The sequence below is a fragment of the Pseudomonas sp. TH21 genome (assembly GCF_016651025.1).
Classification (GTDB): domain Bacteria; phylum Pseudomonadota; class Gammaproteobacteria; order Pseudomonadales; family Pseudomonadaceae; genus Aquipseudomonas; species Aquipseudomonas aylmerensis.
Map to the genome: position 1 here is coordinate 98,249 of NZ_JAEKEQ010000001.1, position 25,192 is coordinate 123,440.

General features: G+C 62.8%; 25 protein-coding genes. 19 read left to right on the forward strand and 6 right to left on the reverse strand.

Going from position 1 to position 25,192, the window contains the following annotated elements; genetic code table 11:
- Nucleotides 1-12 precede the first annotated feature (12 nt).
- On the forward strand, nt 13-885 hold the full coding sequence (gene cysW, locus JFU04_RS00390) for a sulfate ABC transporter permease subunit CysW (RefSeq protein WP_065899549.1): 873 nt from the start codon (nt 13-15) through the stop codon (nt 883-885).
- Between the two features lie 3 nt (nt 886-888).
- Nucleotides 889-1,869: a sulfate/molybdate ABC transporter ATP-binding protein gene (locus JFU04_RS00395; RefSeq protein WP_065899550.1), complete on the forward strand. Its 981-nt coding sequence runs from the start codon at nt 889-891 to the stop codon at nt 1,867-1,869.
- Nucleotides 1,870-1,977: 108 nt separating this feature from the next.
- Here JFU04_RS00395 and JFU04_RS00400 read toward each other — a convergent pair whose 3' ends face one another.
- Nucleotides 1,978-2,505, reverse strand: coding sequence for an Mpo1 family 2-hydroxy fatty acid dioxygenase (locus tag JFU04_RS00400; RefSeq protein ID WP_106805469.1), 528 nt, complete (start codon nt 2,503-2,505; stop codon nt 1,978-1,980).
- 83 nt (nt 2,506-2,588) lie between these two features.
- Between JFU04_RS00400 and JFU04_RS00405 the strand changes: the two genes are divergently transcribed.
- Both JFU04_RS00405 and JFU04_RS00410 read left to right on the forward strand, forming a co-directional pair.
- Entirely contained in the window at nt 2,589-3,275 is a 687-nt protein-coding gene (locus JFU04_RS00405; protein WP_201143307.1) for a Crp/Fnr family transcriptional regulator, read from the forward strand.
- 38 nt (nt 3,276-3,313) lie between these two features.
- Nucleotides 3,314-3,685 carry a response regulator gene (locus JFU04_RS00410; RefSeq protein WP_065899553.1) on the forward strand — a complete coding sequence of 124 codons (372 nt, stop codon included), beginning with the start codon at nt 3,314-3,316 and terminating at the stop codon, nt 3,683-3,685.
- Nucleotides 3,686-4,141: 456 nt separating this feature from the next.
- Here JFU04_RS00410 and JFU04_RS00415 read toward each other — a convergent pair whose 3' ends face one another.
- Nucleotides 4,142-5,146 carry an AraC family transcriptional regulator gene (locus tag JFU04_RS00415; protein ID WP_201143308.1) on the reverse strand — a complete coding sequence of 335 codons (1,005 nt, stop codon included), beginning with the start codon at nt 5,144-5,146 and terminating at the stop codon, nt 4,142-4,144.
- 101 nt (nt 5,147-5,247) lie between these two features.
- Here JFU04_RS00415 and JFU04_RS00420 point away from each other — a divergent pair, with 101 nt between their 5' ends.
- Nucleotides 5,248-6,342, forward strand: coding sequence for a fatty acid desaturase (locus JFU04_RS00420; RefSeq protein WP_065899555.1), 1,095 nt, complete (start codon nt 5,248-5,250; stop codon nt 6,340-6,342).
- On the opposite strand, the gene JFU04_RS00425 is transcribed toward JFU04_RS00420, so the two are convergent.
- The 3 genes from JFU04_RS00425 to JFU04_RS00435 form a co-directional block, all read right to left on the reverse strand.
- Nucleotides 6,233-7,168 carry a LysR family transcriptional regulator gene (locus JFU04_RS00425; protein WP_083221306.1) on the reverse strand — a complete coding sequence of 312 codons (936 nt, stop codon included), beginning with the start codon at nt 7,166-7,168 and terminating at the stop codon, nt 6,233-6,235. The genes JFU04_RS00420 and JFU04_RS00425 overlap by 110 nt on opposite strands.
- Nucleotides 7,169-7,265: 97 nt before the next feature.
- Nucleotides 7,266-8,435 carry a CynX/NimT family MFS transporter gene (locus JFU04_RS00430; RefSeq protein ID WP_201143309.1) on the reverse strand — a complete coding sequence of 390 codons (1,170 nt, stop codon included), beginning with the start codon at nt 8,433-8,435 and terminating at the stop codon, nt 7,266-7,268.
- Complete coding sequence (locus tag JFU04_RS00435; RefSeq protein ID WP_201143310.1) at nt 8,422-8,883, reverse strand: nucleoside deaminase; 462 nt, start codon at nt 8,881-8,883, stop codon at nt 8,422-8,424. The genes JFU04_RS00430 and JFU04_RS00435 overlap by 14 nt, the downstream gene beginning before the upstream one ends.
- Nucleotides 8,884-8,988: 105 nt before the next feature.
- Here JFU04_RS00435 and JFU04_RS00440 point away from each other — a divergent pair, with 105 nt between their 5' ends.
- The 11 genes from JFU04_RS00440 (at nt 8,989) to JFU04_RS00490 (ending at nt 18,384) form a co-directional block, all read left to right on the forward strand.
- A complete protein-coding gene (locus JFU04_RS00440) occupies nt 8,989-9,840 on the forward strand; it encodes a LysR family transcriptional regulator (protein WP_201143311.1) in 852 nt (283 codons plus the stop codon).
- A gap of 238 nt (nt 9,841-10,078) precedes the next feature.
- Complete coding sequence (locus JFU04_RS00445) at nt 10,079-10,906, forward strand: energy transducer TonB (protein ID WP_201143312.1); 828 nt, start codon at nt 10,079-10,081, stop codon at nt 10,904-10,906.
- 51 nt (nt 10,907-10,957) lie between these two features.
- A complete protein-coding gene (locus tag JFU04_RS00450; RefSeq protein WP_106805733.1) occupies nt 10,958-11,680 on the forward strand; it encodes a MotA/TolQ/ExbB proton channel family protein in 723 nt (240 codons plus the stop codon).
- A 1-nt stretch (nt 11,681) separates the two neighbouring features.
- The gene (locus JFU04_RS00455) at nt 11,682-12,083 is read left to right on the forward strand and encodes an ExbD/TolR family protein (RefSeq protein ID WP_010565408.1); all 402 of its coding nucleotides are present in this window, start codon (nt 11,682-11,684) and stop codon (nt 12,081-12,083) included.
- A 196-nt stretch (nt 12,084-12,279) separates the two neighbouring features.
- Nucleotides 12,280-12,861 carry an alpha/beta hydrolase gene (locus JFU04_RS00460; protein WP_065899566.1) on the forward strand — a complete coding sequence of 194 codons (582 nt, stop codon included), beginning with the start codon at nt 12,280-12,282 and terminating at the stop codon, nt 12,859-12,861.
- A gap of 49 nt (nt 12,862-12,910) precedes the next feature.
- Nucleotides 12,911-13,831, forward strand: coding sequence for a sigma 54-interacting transcriptional regulator (locus JFU04_RS00465; RefSeq protein ID WP_106805461.1), 921 nt, complete (start codon nt 12,911-12,913; stop codon nt 13,829-13,831).
- 149 nt (nt 13,832-13,980) lie between these two features.
- Nucleotides 13,981-14,763, forward strand: coding sequence for a MetQ/NlpA family ABC transporter substrate-binding protein (locus tag JFU04_RS00470; RefSeq protein ID WP_063033612.1), 783 nt, complete (start codon nt 13,981-13,983; stop codon nt 14,761-14,763).
- A gap of 691 nt (nt 14,764-15,454) precedes the next feature.
- A complete protein-coding gene (locus JFU04_RS00475; RefSeq protein WP_057725386.1) occupies nt 15,455-16,120 on the forward strand; it encodes an amino acid ABC transporter permease in 666 nt (221 codons plus the stop codon).
- Nucleotides 16,101-16,760: an amino acid ABC transporter permease gene (locus JFU04_RS00480; protein ID WP_032884905.1), complete on the forward strand. Its 660-nt coding sequence runs from the start codon at nt 16,101-16,103 to the stop codon at nt 16,758-16,760. The genes JFU04_RS00475 and JFU04_RS00480 overlap by 20 nt, the downstream gene beginning before the upstream one ends.
- Nucleotides 16,757-17,533 carry an amino acid ABC transporter ATP-binding protein gene (locus JFU04_RS00485; protein WP_065899568.1) on the forward strand — a complete coding sequence of 259 codons (777 nt, stop codon included), beginning with the start codon at nt 16,757-16,759 and terminating at the stop codon, nt 17,531-17,533. The genes JFU04_RS00480 and JFU04_RS00485 overlap by 4 nt, the downstream gene beginning before the upstream one ends.
- Nucleotides 17,530-18,384, forward strand: a complete 855-nt coding sequence (locus JFU04_RS00490; RefSeq protein ID WP_106805458.1) for a transporter substrate-binding domain-containing protein — start codon at nt 17,530-17,532, stop codon at nt 18,382-18,384. The genes JFU04_RS00485 and JFU04_RS00490 overlap by 4 nt, the downstream gene beginning before the upstream one ends.
- Before the next feature lie 133 nt (nt 18,385-18,517).
- On the opposite strand, the gene JFU04_RS00495 is transcribed toward JFU04_RS00490, so the two are convergent.
- A complete protein-coding gene (locus JFU04_RS00495) occupies nt 18,518-19,699 on the reverse strand; it encodes an AAA family ATPase (RefSeq protein ID WP_201143313.1) in 1,182 nt (393 codons plus the stop codon).
- Between the two features lie 121 nt (nt 19,700-19,820).
- Here JFU04_RS00495 and JFU04_RS00500 point away from each other — a divergent pair, with 121 nt between their 5' ends.
- Genes JFU04_RS00500 through JFU04_RS00510 form a run of 3 tightly spaced genes read left to right on the forward strand, consistent with a single transcriptional unit; the run spans nt 19,821 to nt 25,053 of the window.
- Entirely contained in the window at nt 19,821-20,924 is a 1,104-nt protein-coding gene (locus JFU04_RS00500) for an efflux RND transporter periplasmic adaptor subunit (protein ID WP_201143314.1), read from the forward strand.
- Entirely contained in the window at nt 20,921-21,991 is a 1,071-nt protein-coding gene (locus JFU04_RS00505; RefSeq protein ID WP_201143315.1) for an efflux RND transporter periplasmic adaptor subunit, read from the forward strand. Before JFU04_RS00500 ends, JFU04_RS00505 begins: the two co-directional genes overlap by 4 nt.
- Nucleotides 21,988-25,053, forward strand: coding sequence for an efflux RND transporter permease subunit (locus JFU04_RS00510; protein ID WP_065899572.1), 3,066 nt, complete (start codon nt 21,988-21,990; stop codon nt 25,051-25,053). Before JFU04_RS00505 ends, JFU04_RS00510 begins: the two co-directional genes overlap by 4 nt.
- The last annotated feature ends 139 nt before the right edge of the window (nt 25,054-25,192 follow it).

Below are 25,192 nucleotides of genomic sequence, written 5' to 3' on the forward strand. Positions count from 1 at the left end.
GAGGCGCGGAACATGTCCCAATCGTCTATTTCCGCCGCGTCCTCGGCCAACGCTGCCCGTCGTGGCAGCGCGGTGTCGCGACGCATCCTGATCAGTCTCGGCTGGCTGGTGTTCTTCCTGTTCCTGCTGCTGCCGCTGTTTATCGTGGTGTCCCAGGGGCTGAAGAATGGCCTCGGCGCGTTCTTCACCGCGATCCTCGAACCCGACGCGCTGTCGGCGCTGAAACTCACGGTCATCGCCGTGGTGATTTCGGTACCGCTCAACGTGGTGTTCGGGGTCAGCGCCGCGTGGTGCGTGAGCAAGTACTCGTTCCGTGGCAAAAGCATCCTGGTCACGCTGATCGACCTGCCGTTCTCGGTCTCGCCGGTGATCGCGGGCCTGGTCTATGTGCTGATGTTCGGCGCCCAGGGCTTCTTCGGCCCATGGCTGCAAGACCATGACATCCAGATCGTGTTCGCCTTGCCCGGCATCGTGCTCGCGACCATTTTTGTCACCGTGCCCTTCGTTGCGCGTGAACTGATCCCGCTGATGCAGGAGCAGGGCACCCAGGAAGAAGAGGCCGCGCGCCTGCTCGGTGCCAACGGCTGGCAGATGTTCTGGCATGTCACCGTGCCGAACATCAAATGGGGCCTGATCTACGGCGTGGTGCTGTGTACCGCACGGGCCATGGGTGAGTTCGGCGCAGTGTCGGTGGTGTCCGGCCACATTCGCGGCGTGACCAACACCCTGCCGCTGCACGTCGAGATTCTCTACAACGAATACAACCACGTCGCTGCGTTTGCGGTGGCGAGTCTGTTGCTGATCCTGGCGCTCTTCATCCTGCTGCTCAAGCAGTGGAGCGAGAACCGTATTAATCGCCTGCGTGCCAGTGCGGCTGAGGAATAAGTCATGTCGATCGAAGTCCGTAATGTCAGCAAGAATTTCAACGCCTTCAAGGCCCTGAACAGCATCAATCTGGACATCCAGAGTGGCGAGCTGGTGGCGTTGCTTGGCCCGTCCGGCTGCGGCAAGACCACCTTGCTGCGTATCATTGCAGGCCTGGAAACCCCGGATGACGGCAGCATCGTGTTCCACGGTGAAGACGTCTCCGGCCACGATGTGCGTGATCGCAACGTCGGTTTTGTGTTCCAGCACTACGCGCTGTTCCGCCACATGACGGTGTTCGACAACGTCGCCTTCGGCCTGCGCATGAAGCCGAAAAACCAGCGCCCGAGCGAAAGCCAGATCGCGGTCAAGGTGCATGAGCTGTTGAACATGGTGCAGCTGGACTGGCTGTCGGATCGCTACCCGGAGCAACTCTCCGGTGGCCAGCGCCAGCGTATCGCCCTGGCCCGCGCCCTGGCGGTGGAACCGAAAGTGCTGCTGCTGGACGAACCTTTCGGCGCTCTCGACGCCAAGGTGCGTAAAGAGCTGCGCCGCTGGCTGGCGCGCCTGCACGAAGACATCAACCTGACCTCGGTGTTCGTGACCCACGACCAGGAAGAGGCGATGGAAGTCGCCGACCGTATCGTGGTGATGAACAAGGGTGTGATCGAGCAGATCGGCTCACCGGGCGAAGTGTATGAAAACCCGGCCAGCGATTTCGTTTACCACTTCCTCGGCGACTCCAACCGCCTGCACCTGGGGGAAGACAAGCACGTGTTGTTCCGCCCGCATGAAGTATCGCTGTCGCGGCATGAACTCGAAGATCACCATGCGGCTGAAGTGCGCGACATTCGCCCACTTGGCGCTACCACGCGGGTGACCTTGAAGGTGGAAGGCCAGAGCGAGCTGATCGAAGCTGAAGTGGTCAAGGATCACGACAGCCTGACCGGCTTGGCGCGCGGTGAGACGTTGTTCTTCAAGCCCAAGGTCTGGCAAAAAGCCTGAGGGCACCGCAACACCCACTGTGGGAGCGGGCTTGCTCGCGAATGCGGTCTATCAGTACCCCATGTACTGACTGACACACTGCATTCGCGAGCAAGCCCGCTCCCACATTCAGGCCTCGCCAGGCTTTAGATCCCGGCGTACCACCGGCCCCGACCGCTCTTCAATCTCCTGCTTGAGCCCCTGGCGCAGCCCCAGCAAAAACGCCAGCTCCGCGACCACAAACAGCGGCCCCACAATCAGCCCCGACACGTCATCCACAAACGCCGGCTTCCTGCCCTCGTAATAGTGCCCGACAAACTGAATCACCCAGCCCACCACGAACATCCCAATACCGCTGCTGAGCCACACCAGCGTGCTTTGCGCCGCCAGCACATGCCCGGCCCACACGGATAAACCCATCAGTACCGTCATCAGCACACCCAGTGCCAGTTCCAGGCGCAGGTAAAACCACGCCGAAAACAGCGCGACAAGCACCGCCGGCGACAGCCACAAGCTGCCCACCGGCCATTCGGGACGTGACAGCAGCACGGCCACGGCCACCACGATCAACGGGATGCCGATAAAGTGGCTGGCAATATTGCGCGGGTCGCGGTGGTAGGCAGCGTATTGACTGAGGTGGTCGACGAGGCTTTTCATTGTTGTTCCTCCTGTAGGATGTTTGATCATGCCCTGTCCGCCTGTGACTAACTGTCAGCTGGGCGACAATCTTCGGAGTTCGCATGGACGTAGAGCAATGGCGCTCCCGGTTGGCCACCGGTCACTGGTTCAGCCACCTGCCCGCACCGTTTCAGCATAGCCTGCTGGCGCATGCCCGGTTGCGCCAGCTGGCGCCGGGGCAGTACCTGTTCAAGCGCGGTGATCCGCCCTGTGGCCTGTATGCGGTGCTTGAGGGCACGCTGCGCGTCAGTGCGGTGAATGAGCACGGCAAGGAGGCAGTGTTGAGCCTGGTGGAGCTGCCCTACTGGTTCGGCGAAATCTGCCTGTTCGACGGTTTGCCGCGCACCCACGACGCCTGCGCTGTCGGGCCGTGCACGCTGTTGCAGGTGCCGCAGCAGGCGCTGTTGAAAATTCTCGATGAACACCCCCGTTACTGGCGCGACCTCGCATTGCTGATGAGCCAGAAGCTGCGCCTGAGCTTTATCGGCCTGGAGCAACTGAGCCTGATGCCGGCCTCGGTGCGCCTGGCTCATCGTTTGTTGATGATCGTCGAGGGTTATGGCGATATCGAGCACTCCAGACGCGTGCTGCAATTGCCCCAGGAAGACCTCGCGGCGATGTTGAGCCTGTCGCGCCAGACCACCAACGCCTTGCTCAAGGACCTGCAAGCCCAGGGCGTCGTGCGCCTGGGGTACGGCGAGATCGAAATCCTCGACGCCCGGCGGCTCCGGGAGGCGGCGCAGACCTGAGGGTGGTAGCCTGCACACCTGATCAATCGAGGTGTGTTATGCGCGTGCTGTTAGTGGAACATGAATCCGAAGAGGCACAGCGGATGGCCCAGGGCTTGAACGAGGCGGGCTACAGCGTGGAAGTCGCCGCCAACGGCATGGCGGCGCAGCGTTTTGTCGAAAGCACCGAGTACGACCTGGTAATCCTGGACGTGATGCTGCCCGGCCTGAATGCCTGGAAATTGCAGCAGGCGATCCGGCAGAAGGGCGCCACGCCGCTGCTGTTCCTGACCACGCCAGGCGGGATTGAAGACCGTCTGCGCGGCCTGGAGCTGCATGAAGATGATTACCTGCTCAAGCCGTTCGAGAGCAAGGCGTTGGTGGCGCGGGTGAAAAAGCTGCTTCGGCGGGACCGGAGCCGGCAACTCTAGTGCCTGAGCCATTGCTATCGCAGGCAAGCCAGCTCCCACATTGGCAGGTGTTCACAGATCAAAATGTGGGAGCCGGGCTTGCCCGCGATGAGGTGTTGAAGGATCAGGGTAAGGGGTGTCTGGTCCATCGCTTTCGCGAGCAAGCCCGCTCCCACATTGGCAGGTGTTAACAAATCAAAATGTGGGAGCCGGCTGGCCCGCGATGCGGCGTTGAAGGATCAGGGTAGGGGGCGTCTGATCCATCGCTTTCGCGAGCAAGCCTGCTCCCACATTGGCAGGTGTTCACCGATCAAAAAGTGGGAGCCGGGCTTGCCCGCGATGCGGCGTTGAAGGATCAGGGTAGGGGGCGTCTGGTCCATCGCATTCGCGAGCAAGCCTGCTCCCACATTTGGAATGCAATCCCCTGTGGGAGCGGGCTTGCTCGCGAAGGGGCCATCACACACACCACAGATTTACTTAGCGCAAGCCATCCCGAAACTGCCCCGGCGTCATCCCCGTCCAACGCTTGAAGGCGCGGTTGAAGCTGCTGGTATCGGCAAAGCCGAGCAAATGACTGATCTCGGCCAGTGAGCACTGCAGGTCGCGCAGGTGCAGCAAGGCCAGGTTCTGCCGGCATTCATTGAGCAACGCATCAAAGCGACAACCCTCATCCGCCAGGTGCCGCTGCAGGCTGCGCAGGCTCAAGTGCAAGGCCTGGGCAACGCGCTCGGCACTCGGTTCGCCGTCGGGCAATTGCGCCTCGATGGTCGCACGGACCTTGCGCTCCCAGGTCAGCGGTTGCAGCTGCGCGAGGGTGCGCTTGAGTACGGTTTCGTTGTGCTCAGCCAGTTCCGGGTTGGCGTCGTCCAGGTGGCTGTCGAAATCGTGCGCGGCGAATTCAATACGGTCTTCCTCGGCGGCAAAGAACACCGGCGCGCGAAAGACCGTGTGCCACGGCGTGGGATCGGCCGGTGGTGGTCGGCGCAGGTACACCGCCAACGGTGCATAGTCGCGGCCCAGGCGGTTGCGGCAGGTGCGCACGTAGATCGCGGCAAACGCGTCGATGGCTTCCAGCGCCGGCGCCGGGCTGCCGGGCGGTTGCAGCAGGCGAAAACGGTAACGCTCACCGTCGCCGCTCAGCTCAAGCGCGAGGGCATCGCTGACCACCTGGTGATAGCGCACGATGCGCTCGAACACCTCGCGCAGGCTGCCGCTGGCCACCAGGGCATACCCCAACGCATGAAACGTGGTGGGGCTGACGAACCGCGACACCCGCAGCCCAATCGCCGGATCGCCGCTGGCCTGCACCGCCAGTTCCCACAACCGCGTGGTGGCTGACAGCGGGTAGCGCGCATTCGGGTCGTCCATCTGCTGCGGGTCGAGTCCGGCCTCAGTGCACAGTGCGGCGCTGTCGAGGCCCAGGGCGTCGAGCTGCTTGCGCAGGGCGCGGGTCCAGCTGACGAGGGACGTGGGTTCGGTCATGACGATTGGCGCTTGCGGTCAACAGGTTGGCGTGTGCGGCTAGCGTCCGGCAAGAGGGCTTGGTGCAGGATGTAGCCATCAATGAACAAGAGGATGGAAGCATGGACGGTACTTCTGCAAGTCCCCAGCAGATGAACGCGCAACAGCGCTCGGCGCATATCCGTGAAGTGGTGCTCGCCGAAGGCGTCCGGTTGCGCCGGCAGCACCCCTGGCTGCTGCATCAGGACGCGTTGGGCGCGGGCATCCTGGCCTTCGCGCTGCTCGGCATGGTCGGTTCGGCGGCGCTGTACATCACCGGGCACATGGCCTGGTGGGTGTGCCTGCTGCTCAATGCCTTCCTGGCCTCACTGACCCATGAGTTGGAACACGACCTGATCCACAGCATGTACTTTCGCAAGCAGCGCCTGCCCCACAACCTGATGATGGGCCTGGTGTGGCTGGCGCGGCCGAGCACGATCAACCCGTGGATCCGCCGGCATCTGCACCTCAACCATCACAAGGTGTCGGGCACCGAGACCGATATGGAAGAACGCGCGATCACCAACGGCGAGCCCTGGGGCATCGCGCGGCTGCTGATGGTCGGGGACAACATCATGTCGGCGTTCATCCGCATGCTGCGCGCCAAGACCTGGAAGCACAAACTCAGCATCCTCAAGCGCTCATTGCTGGTGTACGCGCCGTTGGCGCTGCTGCATTGGGGTGCCTGGTACGTCTTCCTCGGCTTTCATGCCGCCAACGGCATCGCCAGCGTGATGGGCACGCCCATCGACTGGTCGGCCAGCACTGTGCAGATGATGCAGGTCATCGATATCGCCGCCGTGGTGATCATCGGCCCCAACGTGCTGCGCACCTTTTGCCTGCACTTTGTCAGCTCCAACATGCACTACTACGGCGATGTGGAGCTGGGCAACGTGATCGAGCAAACCCAGGTGTTGAACCCTTGGTGGCTGTGGCCGTTGCAGGCGTTCTGCTTCAACTTCGGCAGCACCCACGGCATCCACCACTTTGTGGTGAAGGAGCCGTTCTACATCCGCCAGATGACGGCCAAGGTGGCGCATAAAGTCATGGCCGAGATGGGCGTGCGATTCAATGATTTCGGGACGTTTGCGCGGGCCAATCGGCTTGGCTTTCCACCGCCAGCAGCGTCTCGATCAGCGCCTTCGCCGCAGGCGACAAGCGCACCCCAGCGCGGCTGATCACGCCGCAGCGGTTGCTCAGGCTGTCTAGGGCGTGGGGCAGGTTGCGCCAGTGCAACACGCGCAATTCACCGCGGGCAAAGGCGTCGACGAAGGCTTCTTCGGCGCCCAGGCCAATGGCGTCCGACTGGCGCACGATGCTGGCCAGCGCGGCAAACTGCTCGAGTTCGATGGCAGGCGCAAAGTCGACGCGCCCGCTCAGATTGGCTAACAGCTTGCGAATGCCGGGCGCGATCAGCGGCGTGGCCAGCGGGTAGCCGAACAGGTCGTTGGTGGACAGGCTGTCCTTGGCCAGCAGCGGGTGCCCGTCGCGGCAGAAAAACGCACTGCGGCGCGGCGTCAGGGCCTGGGTCTGGAAATTCGGGTCGGCTTCGAAATGGCGCACATCGGCAATAAAGAATTCGATCTCTTCGCGGTTCAGGCTGCGCCCGAGTTTTTCCCAGTTATCCACCTGCAACGCGGTGCGCACCTTGGGGTAGGTGGTGATAAAGCGCGCCATGGCCTGGGGCACCAGGTTCACCGCTGCCACGGCGTCACTGCCCAGGCGCACTTCACCGGCGTCGAGCTTGGTCATGCGCGTGACCTCATGGCTGAGCAGCGCTGCGCCTTGCACCAGGCTCAACGCGTGTTGCAGCACCACCTGGCCTTCCGGGGTCGGGCGCAAGTCTTTGTTGGCGCGATCCACCAGCACGCAGCCGAACTCCTGCTCCAGGCCCTGGATGCTGCGGCTGAAGGCCGGCTGGGTGATACCCATGGCATCCGCCGCGCGCACGAAACTGCGGTGCTCGTTGAGCGCGATGAAGTAGCGCAGTTGGCGAAGATCCATGGTGTGCCCGGCATCCTGTAGGAGAACCGGGATTTTAAGGCGGCTGCTTATTCCGTCAACGAAGCTTGATTGTTTTATCTAGATCTTAAATGCATATCTATAGAGCGGGGGCCGTGCGGTAGGTCGCCGGACTGAACACCCGCGTCACCACCAGCATCGTCACCACGGTCACGGTCAGCACGACCCAGGCACTGACGAAGCTGCCGGTCAGCTCACGCAGCCAGCCGGTCAGCCAGGGCGAGAGGGCATTGATCAAGAACCCCACGCCCTGCACAAAGGCCGCCAGTTGCCCGGCCTGGCGCGGGTCGCGATGGTGATCGAGGGTCAGCAGCAGGCTCAGGGCAAAACACGCACCGAGGCCGAAACCGCACAAGGCCACCCACAGGTGCGGATAGTCCTGCGGCGCGAGGCTCAGGCCGAGGTAACCCACGGTCTGCGCCAGCAGGCTGATGCCAAGCAGGGGCCGGCGGTCGATCCCGCGTTGCGCCAGCACCGGCATCAACAGCGCGGCGATCACCTGGAAGATCGTCATGAACGCCAGCAACGAACCGCTGGGCAACACGCCCCAGCCCAGTTGCTGGTAGTAGGCCGGCAGCCACGCCACCATGCTCATGTAGCCGCAATTGACCAGGCCGAAATACAGCGCCAGCAGCCAGGCGCGGCGATTGCGCAGGCCCTGGAACGCCGGCGCCACCTGAGGATTTCGCGCCGCGCCGAGGGGCAACCAGGCCCACAACAGCAACGCCCCCAGCGCCGGCAGCAGCCACACGCCGAGCCCCGCCTGCCATTGCTGGAAGTGCGTGGCCACCACCGGGCTGAGCAGTGCCGCCAGCCCGCCACCGGCCATCAGCGAGGCCGAATACACGCCCATCGCCACCGGCACACGGTGATGAAACTCGCGCTTGATCATCGCCGGCACCAATGCCTGGATCAACGCCACACCGGCACCTCCCAGCAGTGCCGTGACCAGCAGTGCCGAACCCTGGCCCATCAGCCAGCGCGCGAGGCACGCCAGCAGGATCATCATCAGGCCCAGGGCGATGCCACGCCGCTCACCCAGGCGTGCCTCCACGCGCACCCCCACCAGCGCCACCAGGCCCATGCACACCACCGGCAGGCTGGTCAGCAGGGCGCTGCTCTGGAAACTCAAGCCGGTGGCCTGGCGAATCTCGCCGAGCAACGGGCTGATGGAACTGAGGATCGGCCGCAGGTTCAGGCCGAGCACCACCAGCAGGCCCCAGCCGGCGAGGGATTTATTCAGGCTCATGCAAGGTTTTCCACTGGTGGTACAACTGGGTCATCGCCGCGTCCGGCAGGTGCTGAATCGGCAGGCGTTGCTCGCTCAAGGGCAAGCCCACCTGCTGCCCGATCGCCGCCGTCGACAGGCCGAACGGCTCGGCCATTTCATTGCTGGCGGCAAACACTACGCGCTGGACACCGCACAAATACATGGCACTCAGGCACATCGGGCAGGGTTGGCCGCTGGCGTAGATCACGCAACCGTCCAGGCGCGCGCCGAGCTGCCGGCTTGCGGCGCGGATCGCCAGTAGCTCGGCGTGGGCAGTGGGGTCCTGGGTCAGGTGGATTTCATTCACGGCCTCCACCAGCACTTCGCCATTGCGCGTCAACACCGCCCCAAAGGGCCGGCCACCTTGGGCGACGTTCGCTTGTGCAAGTCGGATGGCGCGTTGCAGGTGCTGATGATCGTCGGTCATGGAGGCCTCTGGGCAGAATGCAGGGGTGAAGTATGGCCAGCCGCTGAGGTATTCTGAAATTAAATATAACCATGCCAATCAGTGGCAAACGCAATGGTGACAGCGATGTTTGATCCCGTGTTGTTGCGCAGCTTTGTCGCCGTGGTGGACTGCGGCAATTTCACCCGCGCTGCCGAGCGCCTGCACTTGACCCAGTCGACTGTCAGCCAGCAGATCCGCCGCCTGGAAGAAGCAGTGGCGTGCCAGTTGCTGGACCGTGACCAGCGCCATGTGGTGGCCACGGCGGAGGGCGAGCGCCTGCTGGCCTATGCGCGGCGCATCCTCGCGCTGCACGAAGAAGCCGCCGATGTGTTGATCAACCAGCAAAGCGACGGCGTGCTGCGCCTGGGCGTTCCGGAAGACTTTGCCGCCGAACGCCTGATGCCATTGCTTTCGGCGTTTGTGCAGGCATTTCCGCGGGTGCGCCTGGAGGTCACCAGCGGCCTTGGTCCGGAATTGCAGCGCCAGTACCGCAGCGGTGAGTTCGATGTGTTGTTGGTCAAGCAGATGGGCGACAGCGCCGACTGCCTGGCCTCGTGGCCCGAGCCGTTGTGTTGGGTCGACAGCCGCAGCACGCCGTCTCTGGGCCGCGATCCGTTGCCGTTGGTGGCCTTCCCAGTGGGCGGGCTGTACCGCAATGAGATGCTCCAACACCTGGAAGTCGGCGGCTGGCGCTGGCGCATCGGGTATTCCAGCGCAAGCCTGGCCAGTGTGTGTTCAGCCGTGGCGGCAGGATTGGGCATCAGCCTGTTGCCCCGCCGCGTGGTGCAGGCCGGGCATGTGATAGTGGCTGCAGACAGCGGCTTGCCGCCGGTGGAAGGTGTGCGACTGGCGCTGTACGGCCGCACGGGCCTGGGGGCGGCGGGACAGAGTTTGCAGCGTCAATTGCTCGATTTGTGTGCAAACAGCCCCGCTTGAGCCATGCCTTTTCTGAATATTTTTTATGCCTGTAAAGCATCAGAAAATCGCGCGGTGGCGCCAAGCCCCGCAGGACGGGGCTTCGGCGTTTTCGAATGTTTCGTTTATTCAGTTTGGATCTATGTATAACTTTAAAGATTACTTTAAGAGATAAGCGTCTGGCCCCGATGATTCAGCCCTCGACGGCCTCAGGCAGGCCTGTCGGTTTTTTTGTTTCAAAACCGTAGGGAGTGAATCAATGGGCAATGTCCAGACCGCCGCCAGTGCACAAGAGGCGCAATGGCGCCAGGCACCGAGTGGTGAGTTGGTCGACCTTGGCCGGCCGCACCGCGCGCCGTTGGGGCAATTGCGTCTGCAGAAAACCCCGAAGCGCTTTTCGAGCCGTCGCGAAGGGATCCTGCTCGGGTTGCTGGTACTGGCCCTGCACGGTGCGGTGATTTATTGGATGAGCCAGAAGCCCACCCCGGTGCTGCCGATTGTGCCGCCGGAAATTCCGCCGATGACCATCGAATTTTCCCAGCCGGCACCGCCGGTGGTCGAGCCGCCACCGCCTGTTCCGCCGCCACCGCCGCCGCCCGTGGTCGAGCCACCGCCACCGGTGGTGGACGAGTTGGCTGCCAAGCCGGCGCCGCCCAAACCGATTCCAAAGCCCAAGCCGAAGCCTGTGCCCAAGCCTGAGCCGAAACCTGCACCCAAGGCGGTCGAGCAACCGCCTGCGCCGCCCACGCCGCCCACGCCGGCACCACCGGCCCCGGCGCCAGTGGCTCCGCCTGCACCGGCTCCGGTAACGCCCGCTTCAGCGAACGCGGCGTACTTGAAGAACCCGGCGCCGGAGTATCCGTCACTGGCCCAGCGTCGCGGTTGGGAAGGCACCGTGCTGCTGCGGGTGCATGTACTGGCCAGCGGCAAGCCGGGCGAGATCCAGATCCAGAAGAGCAGCGGTCGCCAGCAACTCGACGACGCCGCACTGGCCGCGGTGAAACGTTGGAGTTTCGTGCCGGCCAAGCAGGGCGATGTCGCCCAGGACGGCTGGGTCAGCGTACCGATCGATTTCAAGATTCACTAACTATTCGGCTGCGGTGTGTTGCACACGCCGCGACCTGCACAGAGGGAAAACATCATGGCATTAGCATCTCCACTTGAATCCATCGAAAGCGCGGTGATCTGGCTGCTGGTGGTCTTTTCGGTCGCCACCTGGGGCCTGGCCCTGCTCAAGGGCGTGCAGTTCGGTCGCCTCAAGGCGCAGGATCGCAAGTTCCATAAGCAGTTCTGGGCGGCATCCAGCCTGGACTCGGCGGCAGAACTGGCTGAAACCCAGCCCGGCGCTGCTGCCCGCGTAGCCCAGGCCGGCTATGCCGCGATCCAGGTTGGCGATGCGCCGCATGCTGCCGACCTGAGCCAGGCGATCAACCATCAGGACCGTCTTGAACGCGCCCTGCGCCAGCAGATCGTGCGTGAGCGCCGCTCTCTGGAAACCGGCCTGGCCGTGGTCGCCAGTATCGGCAGCACCTCGCCGTTTATCGGTCTGTTCGGCACCGTGTGGGGCATCATGGAAGCGCTCAAGGGCATCAGCGCGGCCGGTTCCGCCAGCCTCGAAACCGTGGCCGGCCCGATTGGTGCCGCCCTCGTCGCCACCGGTGTGGGGATCGCCGTCGCCGTACCGGCGGTGCTGGTCTACAACTATTTCCTGCGTCGCCTGAAGCTCACGGCTGCCGACCTGGACGACTTTGCCCACGACTTCTACAGCCTGGCGCAGAAGAACTCCTTCCGCGTGCTGCTGCACCCGGCCCTGACCAAAAACGCCGCCGGCAACCCGCAAAAAGTGAAGGAGGCGTCCTGAGATGGCCTTCTCCACGCAAGACAGTGATGAGGTGCTGAGCGAGATCAACGTCACGCCGCTGGTGGACGTGATGCTGGTACTGCTGGTGGTGTTTATCGTCACCGCGCCATTGTTGACCAACGCGATCCCGATCAACCTGCCCAAGACCGAGGCCGTGGCCCCGGTGGAGCAGAAGGACCCGCTGGTGGTGAGCATCGACGGCGCCGGTAAGCTGTTTATCAACAAGGACGAAATCCAGCCGGACCTGCTGGAATTCAACCTGCAGGCGGCCAAGGCCAAGGACCCCGATGTGCGGGTGCAACTGCAGGCCGATGATGGTGTGAACTACGGCGAAGTGGCGCGAGCCATGGCGTCTATCGAGCGCGCGGGCATTACCAAGTTGTCGGTGATTACCGCACGTTAGCTTCAAATGCCTCGACAATTTTTTGGCCGTCTCCTTGGCAGGGTGCGGCCTTTTTTTTGCTCTTCAACTTGTTGCTTTCAGCGTGCAACTTGCATCTGTCTTTTGGTTATTAATAAATAGCTTCTTATTCCTTAACGAATATAAACCGCGTCCCTATACTGATCAGCAACGTTAAACGCTGCAGGAGGGCACACCCATGCACAGCGAGTCGATTCGTTATCTGATCGTGCCGGGCTGGCAAGGATCGCCAGAAGATCATTGGCAAACCCATTGGCAAAACAGCCTGCCCAACAGCGCGCGCGTGGAGCAGGCCGACTGGCTGACGCCACGCCGCGAAGACTGGGTGGCCGCGCTGGCCGAGGCCATCGCCGCCGACAGCACGCCGGTGATCCTGATCGCCCATAGCCTGGGCTGCATCACAGTGGCTCATTGGGCCGCCACCGCACCCGTGCAGTTTTTGCGGCAGGTGCGCGGCGCCTTGCTGGTGGCCCCGGCCGATGTCGAACGCCCGGCCTGCTCGCCCGCCTTGCGCAACTTCGCCCCGATCCCGACCGACCTGCTGCCGTTTCCCAGCCAGGTGGTCAGTTCCGACAACGACAGCGCCGTCAGTGCCCCTCGGGCGCTGGAGCTGGCGCGCAATTGGGGCGCCGAAGCCGGAATCCTCTCGGGGGCCGGGCATATCAATGTGAAGTCCGGTCACCAGCGCTGGGAGCAGGGCTTCGCTTACCTCTATCGCCTGCAAAGCCGCCTCGAGCATCACGCCCGGCGCACTGCCTGACCTTTTTTCAACGCCCCGTCCCTGAGTGGATTTGGGGCGGGAGCCTGCCATGAGTCTGCATGAAACCTACGGTCAGCCCCTGCTGACCTTCCCCGACGCCGAAAAAAGCCCGCTGAGCATCCGCGCCAAGGCCCTGGTGTTTGTCGATCCGCGCTCGCGCCAGCTGCGCGAAGATCTGGAAAACCTCGCGCCGCGCGCCTTGCCCGTGTTGATTCGCGGCGAGACCGGCAGCGGTAAAGAGCTGTTGGCGCGGCATATCCATCGGGGCAGCGACCGTACTGGCTTGTTTGTCTCGGTCAACTGCGGCGCCATCAGCCCGACTTACGCCGACGCCGAGTTGTTCGGCTACGCCGCCGGTGCCCACAGCGGGGCGGCCAGCAGCCGGGCCGGCTGGTTCGGCTCGGCCAATGGCGGCACCTTGTACCTGGACGAGATTGGCGACTTGCCACTGCCGATCCAGGTCAAGCTGCTCGCGGCCCTGGAGAATCACGAAGTCACTCGCGTCGGCGCCCACCAGCCAAGCCCGGTGGATGTGCGGCTGGTGGCGGCCACCAGCATCGACCTCGCCCAGGCCGTAGCGGCCGGCAAGTTTCATGAGCGCCTGTTCCATTACCTGAGCGAAGGCCAGCTGGACTTGCCCGCATTGCGCGAGCGCGTCGGCGACATCCTGTCCCTGGCCGAATACTTCCTGGGCATCTACAGCCAGCGCCTGGACCTGCCGGTGCCGCTGATCAGCGATGCGGCGCAAAAGGTGCTGGAACACCACAGCTGGCCGGGCAATACCCGCGAGCTGGAAAACGTCATTCACTTTGCCTTGCTCGTCAGCAGCGGCGACGAGATTCTGCCCGAGCATTTGAACCTGCCGGTAGCGGGCTCGCCGCTGGAACAGGTGCAGCGCATCTTTGCCGCCGCCAGCCCTGCCGAGCAGGAAGCCTTGCGCGCCTTTCTACGTGAGCAAGCCGCTACATGAACAAAATGGAATATCAACGTGAATAAAAGATATTGTTCGGGAATAAAAAATCTAGGTATTGTCCATTCCACGCCGCGATAGCACTTCGCTGGCACACCACATAAAAAACGGTCGTCAGAGACGCCCCGGAATTTCGATAAGGACACTGCATGAAAAAGGTTCTGTTGTTTACCGCACTGGCGGCTGCCCTGACTGCAAGTTTCGCCCAGGCCAACGAGAAACTGGTGGTTGCCGCCACCCCGATCCCGCACGCCGAGATCCTCGAACTGGTCAAGCCAACCCTCGCCAAAGAAGGCGTGGACCTGGAAATCAAAGTCTTCACCGACTACGTACAGCCAAACGTGCAGGTTGCCGAGAAGCGCCTGGACGCCAACTACTTCCAGACCCTGCCGTACCTGGAAAACTTCAACAAGGGCAAGGGCACCAACCTGGTCACCGTGGTCGGTGTGCACGTTGAACCCTTCGGCGGTTACTCGAAAAAGATCAAGAACATTTCTGAGCTCAAAGATGGCGCCACCGTGGCCATCCCGAACGAAGGCTCCAACAGCGGCCGCGCCCTGTTGCTGCTGCAGAAAGCCGGCGTGATCACCCTGAAAGACCCGACCAACGCCCTGGCCACGCCGAAAGACATCGCCAGCAACCCGAAAAACCTGAAATTCAAAGAGCTGGAATCGGCGCTGCTGCCGCGCGTGCTGGACCAGGTTGACCTGGACCTGATCAACACCAACTACGCCCTGGAAGCTGGCCTGAACCCAGCCAAGGACGCGCTGATCATCGAAGACGCCAAGTCGCCGTACGTGAACTTCCTGGTTGCCCGCCCGGACAACAAGGACAGCGACGCCATCCAGAAACTGGCCAAGGCCCTGACCAGCCCGGAAGTCAAAGCCTTCATCGAGAAGAAGTACAACGGCGCCGTAGTGCCTGCGTTCTGATGTAACCCAAAACCCCCTTCAAGGTTTGAACGCCGACGGCTACTACAGCGTCGGCGTTTTTTTATGGGCTTCAAAGGCAATCAAGACGGTAGGCGCTGGCTTGCCGGCGATGGCGGTGGGTCAGCCGGCCTATCGGCGACTGAAAGACCGCTATCGCAGGCAAGCCAGCTCCCACAGTTGGGCGCTGGGGGGGCTGGAATCCCTGCCACACAGCGACACTCTGGAGAAACTGCAACCAGCGAACGCCGGCTCTTGCTCAAATCCCAGCCACACAGCAGACCCCCTGTGGGAGCCGTCGAGCCCCAGCGAGGCCGCGAAGGCGGTGTGTCAGCCACAGAAGGACTGTCAGTGCCGCCGCCTTCGCCGCCTCGCTACAGCTCGACATCTCCCACAATCAGGCCGCGCGGCTATTGATCGCCCTGCGCAACGCCACCAACCATTTCACCAGCTCCTGCGGATCAATCGGTTTCGTGTTGTTCATTGTTCATTCCCTCGAATCACAGACCCCCCAACCATAGCTGCCACCCATCAAACCCGCGAATCCGGCGGTTATCTTTTTGGGTGATATCAATATGCTATTTGGGTATTTAAATTTTGCTTTTTATACCTTTAGAGTTCGCGCTACCCGGCGTTACCCACGCCGGACTGGATTGCGCCCGCTGCATTACCCTTGCGGCGTCATGGACTCAAGATGACCTTCGATTTCGCTTTTATCCTCAGCACCCTGCCGGCGTTTCTCAAGGCCGTGGGGGTGACGCTGCAAGTGGGCCTGATCGCCATTGCCACCTCGTTGCTGGTGGCGCTCATCAACGCCGCGCTGCTGGTGTTTCGCACACCCTACCTGTCGCGCCTGGTGGCGCTGTACGTCGAGCTGGCGCGTAACACACCGCTGCTGATCCAGCTGTTCTTCGTGTACTTCGCCTTGCCGGCGCTGGGTTTGAATATCTCCGGCTTCTGGGCGGCGATCATCACCATGACGTTCCTCGGCGGTGCCTACCTCACCGAAGTGCTGCGCGCCGGTGTGGAAGCGGTGCCGCTGGCGCAGATCGAATCCGGCAAGTCCATCGGCCTCTCCGACTGGCAACTGCTGCGCCATGTGATCCTGCCCCAGGCCGGCATCCTCAGCCTGCCGGCGCTGTTCGCCAATTTCATCTTCCTGCTCAAGGAAACCACGGTGGTTTCCGCCGTGGCGGTGCCGGAGATTCTCTACACCACCAAGAGCTACATCGCCCTTTACTACAAGACTTACGAAATGCTCGCCGTGCTGACGCTGATTTGCGTACTGCTGTTTTTGCCGTTATCGCTGCTGCTCAGCCGCCTGGAAAGGAGGCTCCAGCATGGCCAGTTCGGGTCTTGAGTTGTTGTGGGTGTCGTTGCCGCAACTGGGCAAGGGCGCCGCACAAACCCTGTCGATTTCGTTTCTGAGCATTGCCTTCAGCACCGTCGGTGGCGTGTTGTATGGCGTGCTGCGGACCTTGAACAACACACTGATCAATGCGGTCCTGCGGGTGTACCTGGAGCTGTTTCGCGCGATCCCGGTGCTGGTGTGGTTGTACCTGCTGTTTTTCGGACTGCCGATTTTCTTCGGCCTGAGCATTCCGAGCTTCTGGTGCGCCGTGCTGGTGCTGTCGCTGTGGGGCGCCAGTGAGGTGGGCGAGGTGGTGCGTGGCGCATTGCATTCGCTGCCCCGTGGCCAGCGTGAAGCCGGCTTGTCGATTGGCCTGTCCGACCCGCAGCTGTACGGCTATGTGCTGCTGCCTCAGGCCCTCAAGCGCATGACGCCGCCGACCATCAACGTGTACACGCGCATCATCAAGACCAGCTCGCTGGCGGTGCTGATCGGCGTGGTGGACGTGATCAAGGTCGGCCAGCAAATCATCGAACGCACCTACGAGTCGGTATTGATCTATGGCGTGCTGTTCCTGTTTTTCTTCTTTATCTGCTACCCGTTGTCGGCCGCCTCCAAGGTGCTGGAACGGCGCTGGGCCCAAGCATGAGCGCATTGATCGAGTTTAAGGGTTTCAACAAATTCTTCGGCGAGCAGCAGGTGCTCAAGGGCATCGACTTGAGCGTGCAAAGCGGCGAAGTGGTGGTGATCCTCGGCCCCAGCGGCTGCGGCAAAAGCACCTTGCTGCGCTGCCTCAACGGCCTGGAAGTGGCGCACAGCGGCAGCCTGCGATTCGCCGGCAACGAACTGTTGGACAAAGCCACCGACTGGCGCCAGGTGCGCCAGGACGTGGGCATGGTGTTCCAGAGCTACCACCTGTTCCCGCACATGAGCGTGCTCGACAACATCCTGCTCGGCCCGCTGAAAGTGCAAAAACGCGACCCTCGCGAAGCCCGCGAACAGGCGGAAAAACTGCTCGAGCGCGTCGGCCTGGCCGACAAGCGCGACGCCTTCCCGCGTCAGTTGTCCGGCGGCCAGCAGCAACGTATCGCGATCGTCCGCTCGTTGTGCATGAACCCGCAGGTCATGCTGTTTGACGAAGTCACCGCCGCCCTTGACCCGGAAATGGTCAAGGAAGTGCTGGAAGTAATCCAGGGCCTGGCCCGCGATGGCATGACCCTGCTGATCGTCACCCATGAAATGGCCTTCGCCCGCGCCGTCGCCGACCGCGTCGTCTTCATGGAGGCCGGGCGCATCCTCGAACACAACACCCCCGAAGAATTCTTTACGAACCCGCAAACCGCACGCGCGCAGCAGTTCCTGGAGAAGTTTTCCTTTGTTTCAACACTGCCCAAGAAGAACCAGGAACTGGAGCTGATATGAAAAAGTTACTACTGCCCCTGATTGCCGTCGCATTACTCGCCGGCTGCGACAAAAAGGCCGAAGAGCCTGCAAAACCAGCGGCTGCCGCCGTGAGTTCGCTGGACAAGATCAAGGCGCGCGACAAGCTGATTGTCGGCGTATTCACTGACAAACCGCCGTTCGGCTTCGTCAACGAAGCCGGGCGCTATGTGGGCTTCGATACCGACATCGGCCGCCAATTCGCCAAGGACCTGCTGGGCGATGAAAACAAGGTTGAGTTCGTCGCCGTCGAGCCGGCCAGCCGTATTCCGTTCCTGCAAAGCGACAAGGTCGATCTGATCCTCGCCAACATGACCGTGACCCCGGAACGCAAGGAAGCGGTGGACTTCACCAACCCCAACCTGAAAGTCGCGGTGCAGGCCCTGGTGCCTAACGACAGCGCGGTGAAAAGCCTGGATGACCTGGCCACCCGCACCACCATCGTTACCACCGGCACCACCGCCGATATCTGGCTGACCAAGAACCACCCGGACTGGAAACTGCTCAAGTTCGAGAAAAACTCCGAGTCGCTGCAAGCACTGTCGGCCGGCCGTGGTGATGCGTACGCGCAGGACAACCTGGTGCTGTTCAGCTGGGCCAAGCAGAACCCGGGCTACCGCGTGCTGGAAGAAAAACTCGGTGACGAAGCGCCGATTGCGCCGGCGGTGAAGAAAGGCAACATCGAGCTGCGCGACTGGGTGAATGCCGAGCTGGCGAAGTTGGGTGAGGAGAAATTCCTGCTCAAGCTGTACGACCAGTACGTGCGTAAAGAGCTGAGCGATGACACCAAGCCGGAAAGCGTGATTGTTGAAGGCGGCAAGTGGCAGGGTTGATCATTCAGCTGTTGGGTGACTGATCTACCGTCTTCGCGAGCAAGCCCGCTCCCACATCGACCGAGTTCCACCTTTGGAATGCGGGCAAATGTGGGAGCGGGCTTGCTCGCGAAGAGGCCTTTCCAGGCCCCTCTTATTCCGGCCAATGCCAAGCCGGTGCATCCAGAATTCCCTGTCCCACAATCCGCGTCTCCCCCAGCACTTTCTCCAGCACAATCGAATTGCACCCTTCATCCTGTTGCAACGCCGCAATCAGCCGGCTGGCATGCGACACCACCCACACCTGGCACTGCTGTGACGCCTGGATAATCAGGCGCGCCAACGCCGGCAGCAGGTCCGGATGCAAACTGGTTTCCGGCTCGTTCAGCACCATCATGGTCGGCGGCCGAGGCGTCAGCAGCGCTGCGATCAGCAGCAGGTATCGCAAGGTGCCGTCCGACAACTCCGCCGCCGAGAGCGGCCGCAGCAACCCCTCCTGATAAAACTCAAGGGCGAAGCGCCCACCCTGCAACGGCTGGATATTCAAGCGTGCACCGGGAAACGCATCGCTGACCGCGCGCTGCAAGGCTTCGGGGTCGCCAATCTCGCGAATGGTCTGCAACGCCGCCGCCAGGTCGCGACCGTCGTGGTGCAGCACCGGTGTGCGCGTGCCCAGTTGCGGTTGGCGCACGGGGGCATCGGCATCGCTGCGAAAGTGATCATAAAAACGCCAGCCACGAATGCTTTCGCGCAACAGCAACACTTCCGGTGAGCCGCGCAGGCTGCCGACCTGGTCGAACAGGCTGTGGTAGTTCGGCGTGTGCTGGGCCAGCACATCCCAGGCGCGGCCTTCGCGAGCGCGCACCATCGGCCCGGAGCGCTGCACCATCGGCCCGGAGCGCTGCACCAGCAGGCTGGCCGGGCGGTAGACGTGGCCGGCCCAGATGCATTCCTTCTTCACCTCCGGGTCCAGGGAAAAATACGACAGGGTCTTCTCCGGTAAACCGAGGGAAATCGCGTAGCTGAAATCCTCGGCGGCAAACCCCAGGCGCAGACGCTTCACACCCTGGCGCACGACCGCTTCCACCGGCACCTCGCCGTTGTGCATGCGTCGGCTGATGGTCTCTGGGCCGGCCCAGAAGGTCGAGTCCAGCCCGCCCTCACGGGCCAGTGCATTGATCACTCCGCCCTGGGCGGTTTCGGCCAGCAGGCGCAAGGCGCGGTACAGGTTGGACTTGCCGCTGCCGTTGGGCCCGGTGATCAGGTTCAGCCGGTCCAGCGGCACCACCAATTTGTTGATCGAGCGGTAATTGGCCACCGCGAGGGTCTTGAGCATGGGCATTCAGTCGGCTTGGGAACCATTGGAGTATGGGAGCCTCCATGCAGATAAGGAACCCTGATCTAAGCTCACAGTCGCATACACACTGGCAAGTCGGCATCACGCAAAAGGAGCCTGCATGGGCGGTCGTACTGCAAACATTATTCTGAGCCTTGGACTCCTGGCGCTGCTGAGCGGCTGTGGCCAGGACAAAGCCGAGCCCAAGCAGCATTCCCGGGTGTTTGTACAGACCGTACAGCCGGCGGATTTCGCCGCGGCGGTCACGCTCACCGGGGACATCCAGGCGCGCGTGCAGACCGATTTGTCGTTCCGCGTCGGCGGCAAGATCATCCAGCGTACGGTGGATGTCGGTGACCGCGTCAGCGCCAGGCAAGTGCTGGCCAAGCTCGACCCCAAGGACTTGCAGACCAACGTCGATTCCGCCCAGGCCCAGGTCGTGGCCGAGCAGGCGCGGGTCAAGCAGACCGCCGCCGCGTTCGTGCGCCAGGAAAAGCTGTTGCCCAAGGGCTACACCAGCCGCAGTGAATACGACTCTGCCCAGGCCGCGTTGCGCAGCAGCCAAAGCGCCCTGGCCGCCGCACAGGCCCAACTGGCCAACGCCCGCGAGCAGCTCGGCTACACCGCGCTGATTGCCGATGCGCCGGGGATCATCACCGCGCGCCAGGCTGAAGTCGGCCAGGTGGTGCAGGCGACTGTGCCGATCTTCAGCCTGGCCCGCGATGGCGAGCGCGATGCGGTGTTCAACGTGTATGAATCGCTGCTGGTCGAGCCGCCGCCCGATGCACCGATCACCGTGAGCCTGCTCGACAATCCGAGCATCAAGGCGGTGGGCAAGGTCCGCGAAGTCACCCCGGCCGTGGCGGCCAACACCGGCACCGTGCAAGTGAAGATCGCCCTGCAGGCGTTGCCCAAAGGCATGCAGTTGGGCTCGGTGGTGAGCGCCACCGCCAATGGCCCGGCCAAGGCCAGCATCGAACTGCCGTGGGCGGCGCTGACCAAAGACCTCAGCGAACCCGCCGTGTGGCTGATCGACGACGACGGCAAGGCGCAACTGCACAAGGTCACCGTGGCACGTTATCTCACCGGCAAAGTCATCATCAGCGAAGGCCTCAAGGGCGGCGAAAAAGTCGTGGTGGCCGGCGGGCAGTTGCTGCATCCGGGCATGGTAGTGGAAATCGCCCAGCCGCCGGATCAGGCCCAGGCGCAAGGAGTGCAACCATGAAGCAGTTGACGGTGGTACTCGCTGCCAGCTTGTTGCTGATGGCTTGCTCCAAGGAAGAACCGCCGCCCGAGCCACTGCGCCCGGTGCTGTCGATGGAAGTGAAGTCCGAAGACCAGGAAAACCTCGGTCGCTTCGCCGGCACCATCCAGGCCCGCTACGAGAGCAACCTGGGTTTCCGTGTGCCCGGTCGCATCGCCCGCCGCGCCGTGGACGTCGGCGCCGAAGTGGAGAAGGGCGCCTTGCTCGCCGTGCTTGACCCCACCGACCAGCAAAACCAGTTGCGCGCCGCCCAGGGCGACCTTGCCCGCGTGCAGGCGCAGTTCATCAACGCCCAGGCCAATGCGCGGCGCCAGCAGGAGCTGTTCAACCGTGGCGTCGGTGCCCAGGCCCAGCTGGACGTGGCCCAGACCGACCTGAAGACTACCCAGGCGTCCCTCGACCAGGCCCAGGCCTCGGTCAACCAGGCCAAGGACCAACTCAACTACGCCGAACTGCGCACCGACCACGCCGGCATCGTCACCGCCTGGAACGCCGAGGCCGGCCAGGTGGTCAGCGCCGGCCAGCAAGTGGTCACCCTGGCCCGCCCAGACATCAAGGAGGCGGTGATCGACCTGCCCGCCGGCCTGGCCGAGCGCCTGCCGCCGGATGTGGTGTTCCTGGTGGCCGGGCAACTCGACCCCAGCGTGCACACCACCGCCGTCGTGCGTGAGATCGAACCCCAGGCCCAGAGCGCCACGCGCACCCGTCGCGCGCGCCTGACCCTGGCCGAGACACCGCCCGCGTTTCGTCTTGGCACCGCGATCAGCGTGACCTTGAGTTCAACCATCGCACCGCGTATCGAATTGCCCATCAGCGCCTTGCAGGAAGTCGACGGCAAGACCCGCATCTGGCTGCTCGACACCCAGAGCCAGACCGTGCAACCGCGTGACGTCACGGTCATCAGCCGTGACGCCAGCAGCGCCTTGCTCAGCGGCGGCGTCAAACCCGGTGAACGTGTGGTCACTGCCGGCGTGAACAGCCTGAAATCCGGGCAGAAAGTCAAAATCGACGAGGACAGCCCGCGATGAAAGGGAGCTTCAACTTATCCGACTGGGCCCTCAAGCATCAGTCCTTCGTCTGGTACCTGATGTTCGTCGCGCTGCTGATGGGCGTGTTCTCCTACATGAACCTGGGCCGCGAGGAAGACCCGTCGTTCACCATCAAGACCATGGTGATCCAGACCCGCTGGCCGGGCGCGACCCAGGAAGAAACCCTCAAGCAGGTCACCGACCGCATCGAGAAGAAACTCGAGGAACTCGACTCCCTCGACTACGTAAAGAGTTACACCCGGCCGGGCGAGTCCACGGTATTCGTGTTCCTCAAGGACACCACCAGCGCCAAGGCCATCCCGGAGATCTGGTACCAGGTCCGCAAGAAAATCGACGACATTCGCGGCACCTTCCCCCAGGGCCTGCAGGGACCTTCGTTCAACGATGAGTTCGGTGACGTGTTCGGCTCGGTGTACGCCTTTACCGGCGATGGCCTGTCGATGCGCCAACTGCGCGACTATGTGGAACAGGTGCGTGCCGAGATCCGTTCGGTGCCGGGCTTGGGCAAGGTCGAGATGATCGGCCAGCAGGACGAGGTGATTTACCTGAACTTCTCCACGCGCAAACTTGCGGCGCTGGGCATTGATCAGCGCCAGGTGGTGCAGAGCCTGCAGTCGCAGAACGCGGTGACGCCGGCCGGGGTGATCGAGGCCGGGCCGGAGCGGATCTCGGTGCGCACTTCGGGGCAATTCGCCTCGGAAAAGGACTTGGCCAACGTCAACCTGCGGCTCAATGACCGTTTCTATCGTCTGGCGGACATTGCCGACATCAGCCGTGGCTACGTCGACCCAGCACGGCCGATGTTCCGCTTCAACGGCAAGCCGGCGATTGGCCTGGCCATCGCCATGCAGAAGGGCGGCAATATCCAGTCGTTCGGCAAGGCCTTGCACACACGCATGGATGAGCTGACCGCCGACCTGCCGGTGGGCGTCGGCGTGCACAAGGTGTCGGACCAGGCGGAAGTGGTGGAAGAGGCCGTGGGCGGCTTCACCAGCGCGCTGTTCGAAGCGGTGATCATCGTGCTGGTGGTGAGCTTTATCAGCCTCGGCATGCGCGCCGGGCTGGTGGTGGCGTGCTCGATTCCGCTGGTGCTGGCGCTGGTGTTCGTGTTCATGGAATACAGCGGCATCACCATGCAGCGCGTGTCGCTGGGCGCATTGATCATCGCCCTCGGCCTGCTGGTGGACGACGCGATGATCACCGTCGAGATGATGATCACGCGCCTGGAAAAAGGCGAGACCAAGGAGCAGGCGGCGACTTACGCCTACACCTCCACGGCGTTCCCGATGTTGACCGGTACGCTGGTCACCGTCGCCGGTTTTGTACCGATCGGCCTCAACGCCAGTTCGGCGGGCGAGTACACCTTCACGCTGTTCGCGGTGATTGCCGTGGCGATGCTGGTGTCCTGGGTGGTGGCGGTGCTGTTTGCGCCGGTGATCGGCGTGCATATCCTCAGCGCCAACGTGAAACCCCACAGCAACGAGCCAGGACGAATCGGGCGTGGCTTCAATTACGGCATGCTGTGGGCCATGCGCAACCGCTGGTGGGCCATTGGCATTACCGTGGGCCTGTTTGTGGCGTCGGTGTTCTCCATGCAGTTTGTGCAGAACCAGTTCTTCCCGTCGTCGGACCGCCCGGAAATCCTCGTCGACCTCAACCTGCCGCAAAACGCCTCGATCAACGAGACCCGCAAGGCCGTCGACCGCCTCGAAGCGATCATCAAGGACGACCCGGACATCGCGCGTTGGAGCACCTATATCGGCCAGGGCGCGATCCGTTTCTACTTGCCGCTGGACCAGCAATTGGAAAACCCCTACTACGCGCAGTTGGTCATCGTCAGCAAGGGCCTGGAAGAGCGCGGGGCGTTGATTGCGCGCCTGCAAAAACGCCTGCGTGATGACTTTGTCGGCGTCGGCAGCTTTGTGCAGCCGCTGGAAATGGGCCCGCCGGTGGGACGCCCGATCCAGTATCGGGTGTCGGGCAAAGACACCGACCAGGTACGCAAGCACGCCATCGAGCTGGCGACCCTGCTGGATAAAAACACCCACCTGGGCGAGATCATCTACGACTGGAACGAGCCGGGCAAAGTCCTGCGGGTGGACATCGCCCAGGACAAGGCGCGGCAATTGGGGCTGTCGTCGGAAGACGTCGCGCAGTTGATGAACAGCGTGGTCAGTGGTGCCTCGGTGACCCAGGTGCATGATGATATCTACCTGATCAACGTGGTCGGCCGCGCCGAAGATGCCGAGCGCGGCACCCCGGAAACCCTGCAGAACCTGCAGATCGTCACGCCCAACGGCACCTCGATTCCGCTGCTGGCGTTTGCCACCGTGCGTTACGAACTTGAACAGCCGCTGGTGTGGCGCCGCGACCGCAAGCCGACCATCACGATCAAAGCGTCGGTGCGCGATGAGATGCAGCCGACCGACCTGGTCAAGCAACTCAAGCCCGAGATCGACAAGTTCAGCGCCGGCCTGCCGGTGGGCTACAAGGTCGCCACCGGCGGTACCGTGGAAGAAAGCGGCAAGGCCCAGGGCCCGATTGCCAGCGTGGTGCCGCTGATGCTGTTCTTGATGGCCACCTTCCTGATGATCCAGCTGCACAGCGTGCAGAAGATGTTCCTGGTGGCGAGTGTCGCGCCACTGGGGCTGATCGGCGTGGTGCTGGCGCTGATTCCCACGGGCACGCCGATGGGCTTTGTGGCGATCCTCGGGATTCTGGCGCTGATTGGCATCATCATCCGCAACTCGGTGATCCTGGTGACCCAGATCGATGCCTACGAGCGCGATGGCTACACGCCGTGGGACGCCGTGGTGGAAGCCACCGAACACCGGCGCCGGCCGATCCTGCTGACGGCGGCGGCGGCCAGCCTGGGCATGATCCCCATCGCCCGCGAAGTGTTCTGGGGCCCGATGGCCTACGCGATGATCGGCGGGATCATCATCGCCACGTTGCTGACACTGTTGTTCCTGCCGGCGTTGTATGTGGCTTGGTACAAGATTCGCGAGCCGAAGCCAGAGCAACAGGAAAAACGCGGTTGAAAATGTGCAGGCTTGCTGTGGTGGGCAAGCTTGCTTGCGTTGGGGTGTGGAGCGCCGCCTGAAAAGCCGGGGGCGCGCTGCGCAGTCAGCGGGAGCAAGCTCCCGTGCCACGCGTGGATCTCACCGGCCTTGAGGCATG

What these genes read in the sequence shown, in the direction of transcription:
- cysW (WP_065899549.1), top strand. Translation starts at nt 13, where the DNA reads ATGTCCCAATCGTCTATTTCCGCCGCGTCCTCGGCCAACGCTGCCCGT.
- JFU04_RS00395 (WP_065899550.1), top strand. Translation starts at nt 889, where the DNA reads ATGTCGATCGAAGTCCGTAATGTCAGCAAGAATTTCAACGCCTTCAAG.
- JFU04_RS00400 (WP_106805469.1), bottom strand. Translation starts at nt 2,505, where the DNA reads ATGAAAAGCCTCGTCGACCACCTCAGTCAATACGCTGCCTACCACCGC.
- JFU04_RS00405 (WP_201143307.1), top strand. Translation starts at nt 2,589, where the DNA reads ATGGACGTAGAGCAATGGCGCTCCCGGTTGGCCACCGGTCACTGGTTC.
- JFU04_RS00410 (WP_065899553.1), top strand. Translation starts at nt 3,314, where the DNA reads ATGCGCGTGCTGTTAGTGGAACATGAATCCGAAGAGGCACAGCGGATG.
- JFU04_RS00415 (WP_201143308.1), bottom strand. Translation starts at nt 5,146, where the DNA reads ATGACCGAACCCACGTCCCTCGTCAGCTGGACCCGCGCCCTGCGCAAG.
- JFU04_RS00420 (WP_065899555.1), top strand. Translation starts at nt 5,248, where the DNA reads ATGGACGGTACTTCTGCAAGTCCCCAGCAGATGAACGCGCAACAGCGC.
- JFU04_RS00425 (WP_083221306.1), bottom strand. Translation starts at nt 7,168, where the DNA reads ATGGATCTTCGCCAACTGCGCTACTTCATCGCGCTCAACGAGCACCGC.
- JFU04_RS00430 (WP_201143309.1), bottom strand. Translation starts at nt 8,435, where the DNA reads ATGAGCCTGAATAAATCCCTCGCCGGCTGGGGCCTGCTGGTGGTGCTC.
- JFU04_RS00435 (WP_201143310.1), bottom strand. Translation starts at nt 8,883, where the DNA reads ATGACCGACGATCATCAGCACCTGCAACGCGCCATCCGACTTGCACAA.
- JFU04_RS00440 (WP_201143311.1), top strand. Translation starts at nt 8,989, where the DNA reads ATGTTTGATCCCGTGTTGTTGCGCAGCTTTGTCGCCGTGGTGGACTGC.
- JFU04_RS00445 (WP_201143312.1), top strand. Translation starts at nt 10,079, where the DNA reads ATGGGCAATGTCCAGACCGCCGCCAGTGCACAAGAGGCGCAATGGCGC.
- JFU04_RS00455 (WP_010565408.1), top strand. Translation starts at nt 11,682, where the DNA reads ATGGCCTTCTCCACGCAAGACAGTGATGAGGTGCTGAGCGAGATCAAC.
- JFU04_RS00460 (WP_065899566.1), top strand. Translation starts at nt 12,280, where the DNA reads ATGCACAGCGAGTCGATTCGTTATCTGATCGTGCCGGGCTGGCAAGGA.
- JFU04_RS00465 (WP_106805461.1), top strand. Translation starts at nt 12,911, where the DNA reads ATGAGTCTGCATGAAACCTACGGTCAGCCCCTGCTGACCTTCCCCGAC.
- JFU04_RS00470 (WP_063033612.1), top strand. Translation starts at nt 13,981, where the DNA reads ATGAAAAAGGTTCTGTTGTTTACCGCACTGGCGGCTGCCCTGACTGCA.
- JFU04_RS00475 (WP_057725386.1), top strand. Translation starts at nt 15,455, where the DNA reads ATGACCTTCGATTTCGCTTTTATCCTCAGCACCCTGCCGGCGTTTCTC.
- JFU04_RS00480 (WP_032884905.1), top strand. Translation starts at nt 16,101, where the DNA reads ATGGCCAGTTCGGGTCTTGAGTTGTTGTGGGTGTCGTTGCCGCAACTG.
- JFU04_RS00485 (WP_065899568.1), top strand. Translation starts at nt 16,757, where the DNA reads ATGAGCGCATTGATCGAGTTTAAGGGTTTCAACAAATTCTTCGGCGAG.
- JFU04_RS00490 (WP_106805458.1), top strand. Translation starts at nt 17,530, where the DNA reads ATGAAAAAGTTACTACTGCCCCTGATTGCCGTCGCATTACTCGCCGGC.
- JFU04_RS00495 (WP_201143313.1), bottom strand. Translation starts at nt 19,699, where the DNA reads ATGCTCAAGACCCTCGCGGTGGCCAATTACCGCTCGATCAACAAATTG.
- JFU04_RS00500 (WP_201143314.1), top strand. Translation starts at nt 19,821, where the DNA reads ATGGGCGGTCGTACTGCAAACATTATTCTGAGCCTTGGACTCCTGGCG.
- JFU04_RS00505 (WP_201143315.1), top strand. Translation starts at nt 20,921, where the DNA reads ATGAAGCAGTTGACGGTGGTACTCGCTGCCAGCTTGTTGCTGATGGCT.
- JFU04_RS00510 (WP_065899572.1), top strand. Translation starts at nt 21,988, where the DNA reads ATGAAAGGGAGCTTCAACTTATCCGACTGGGCCCTCAAGCATCAGTCC.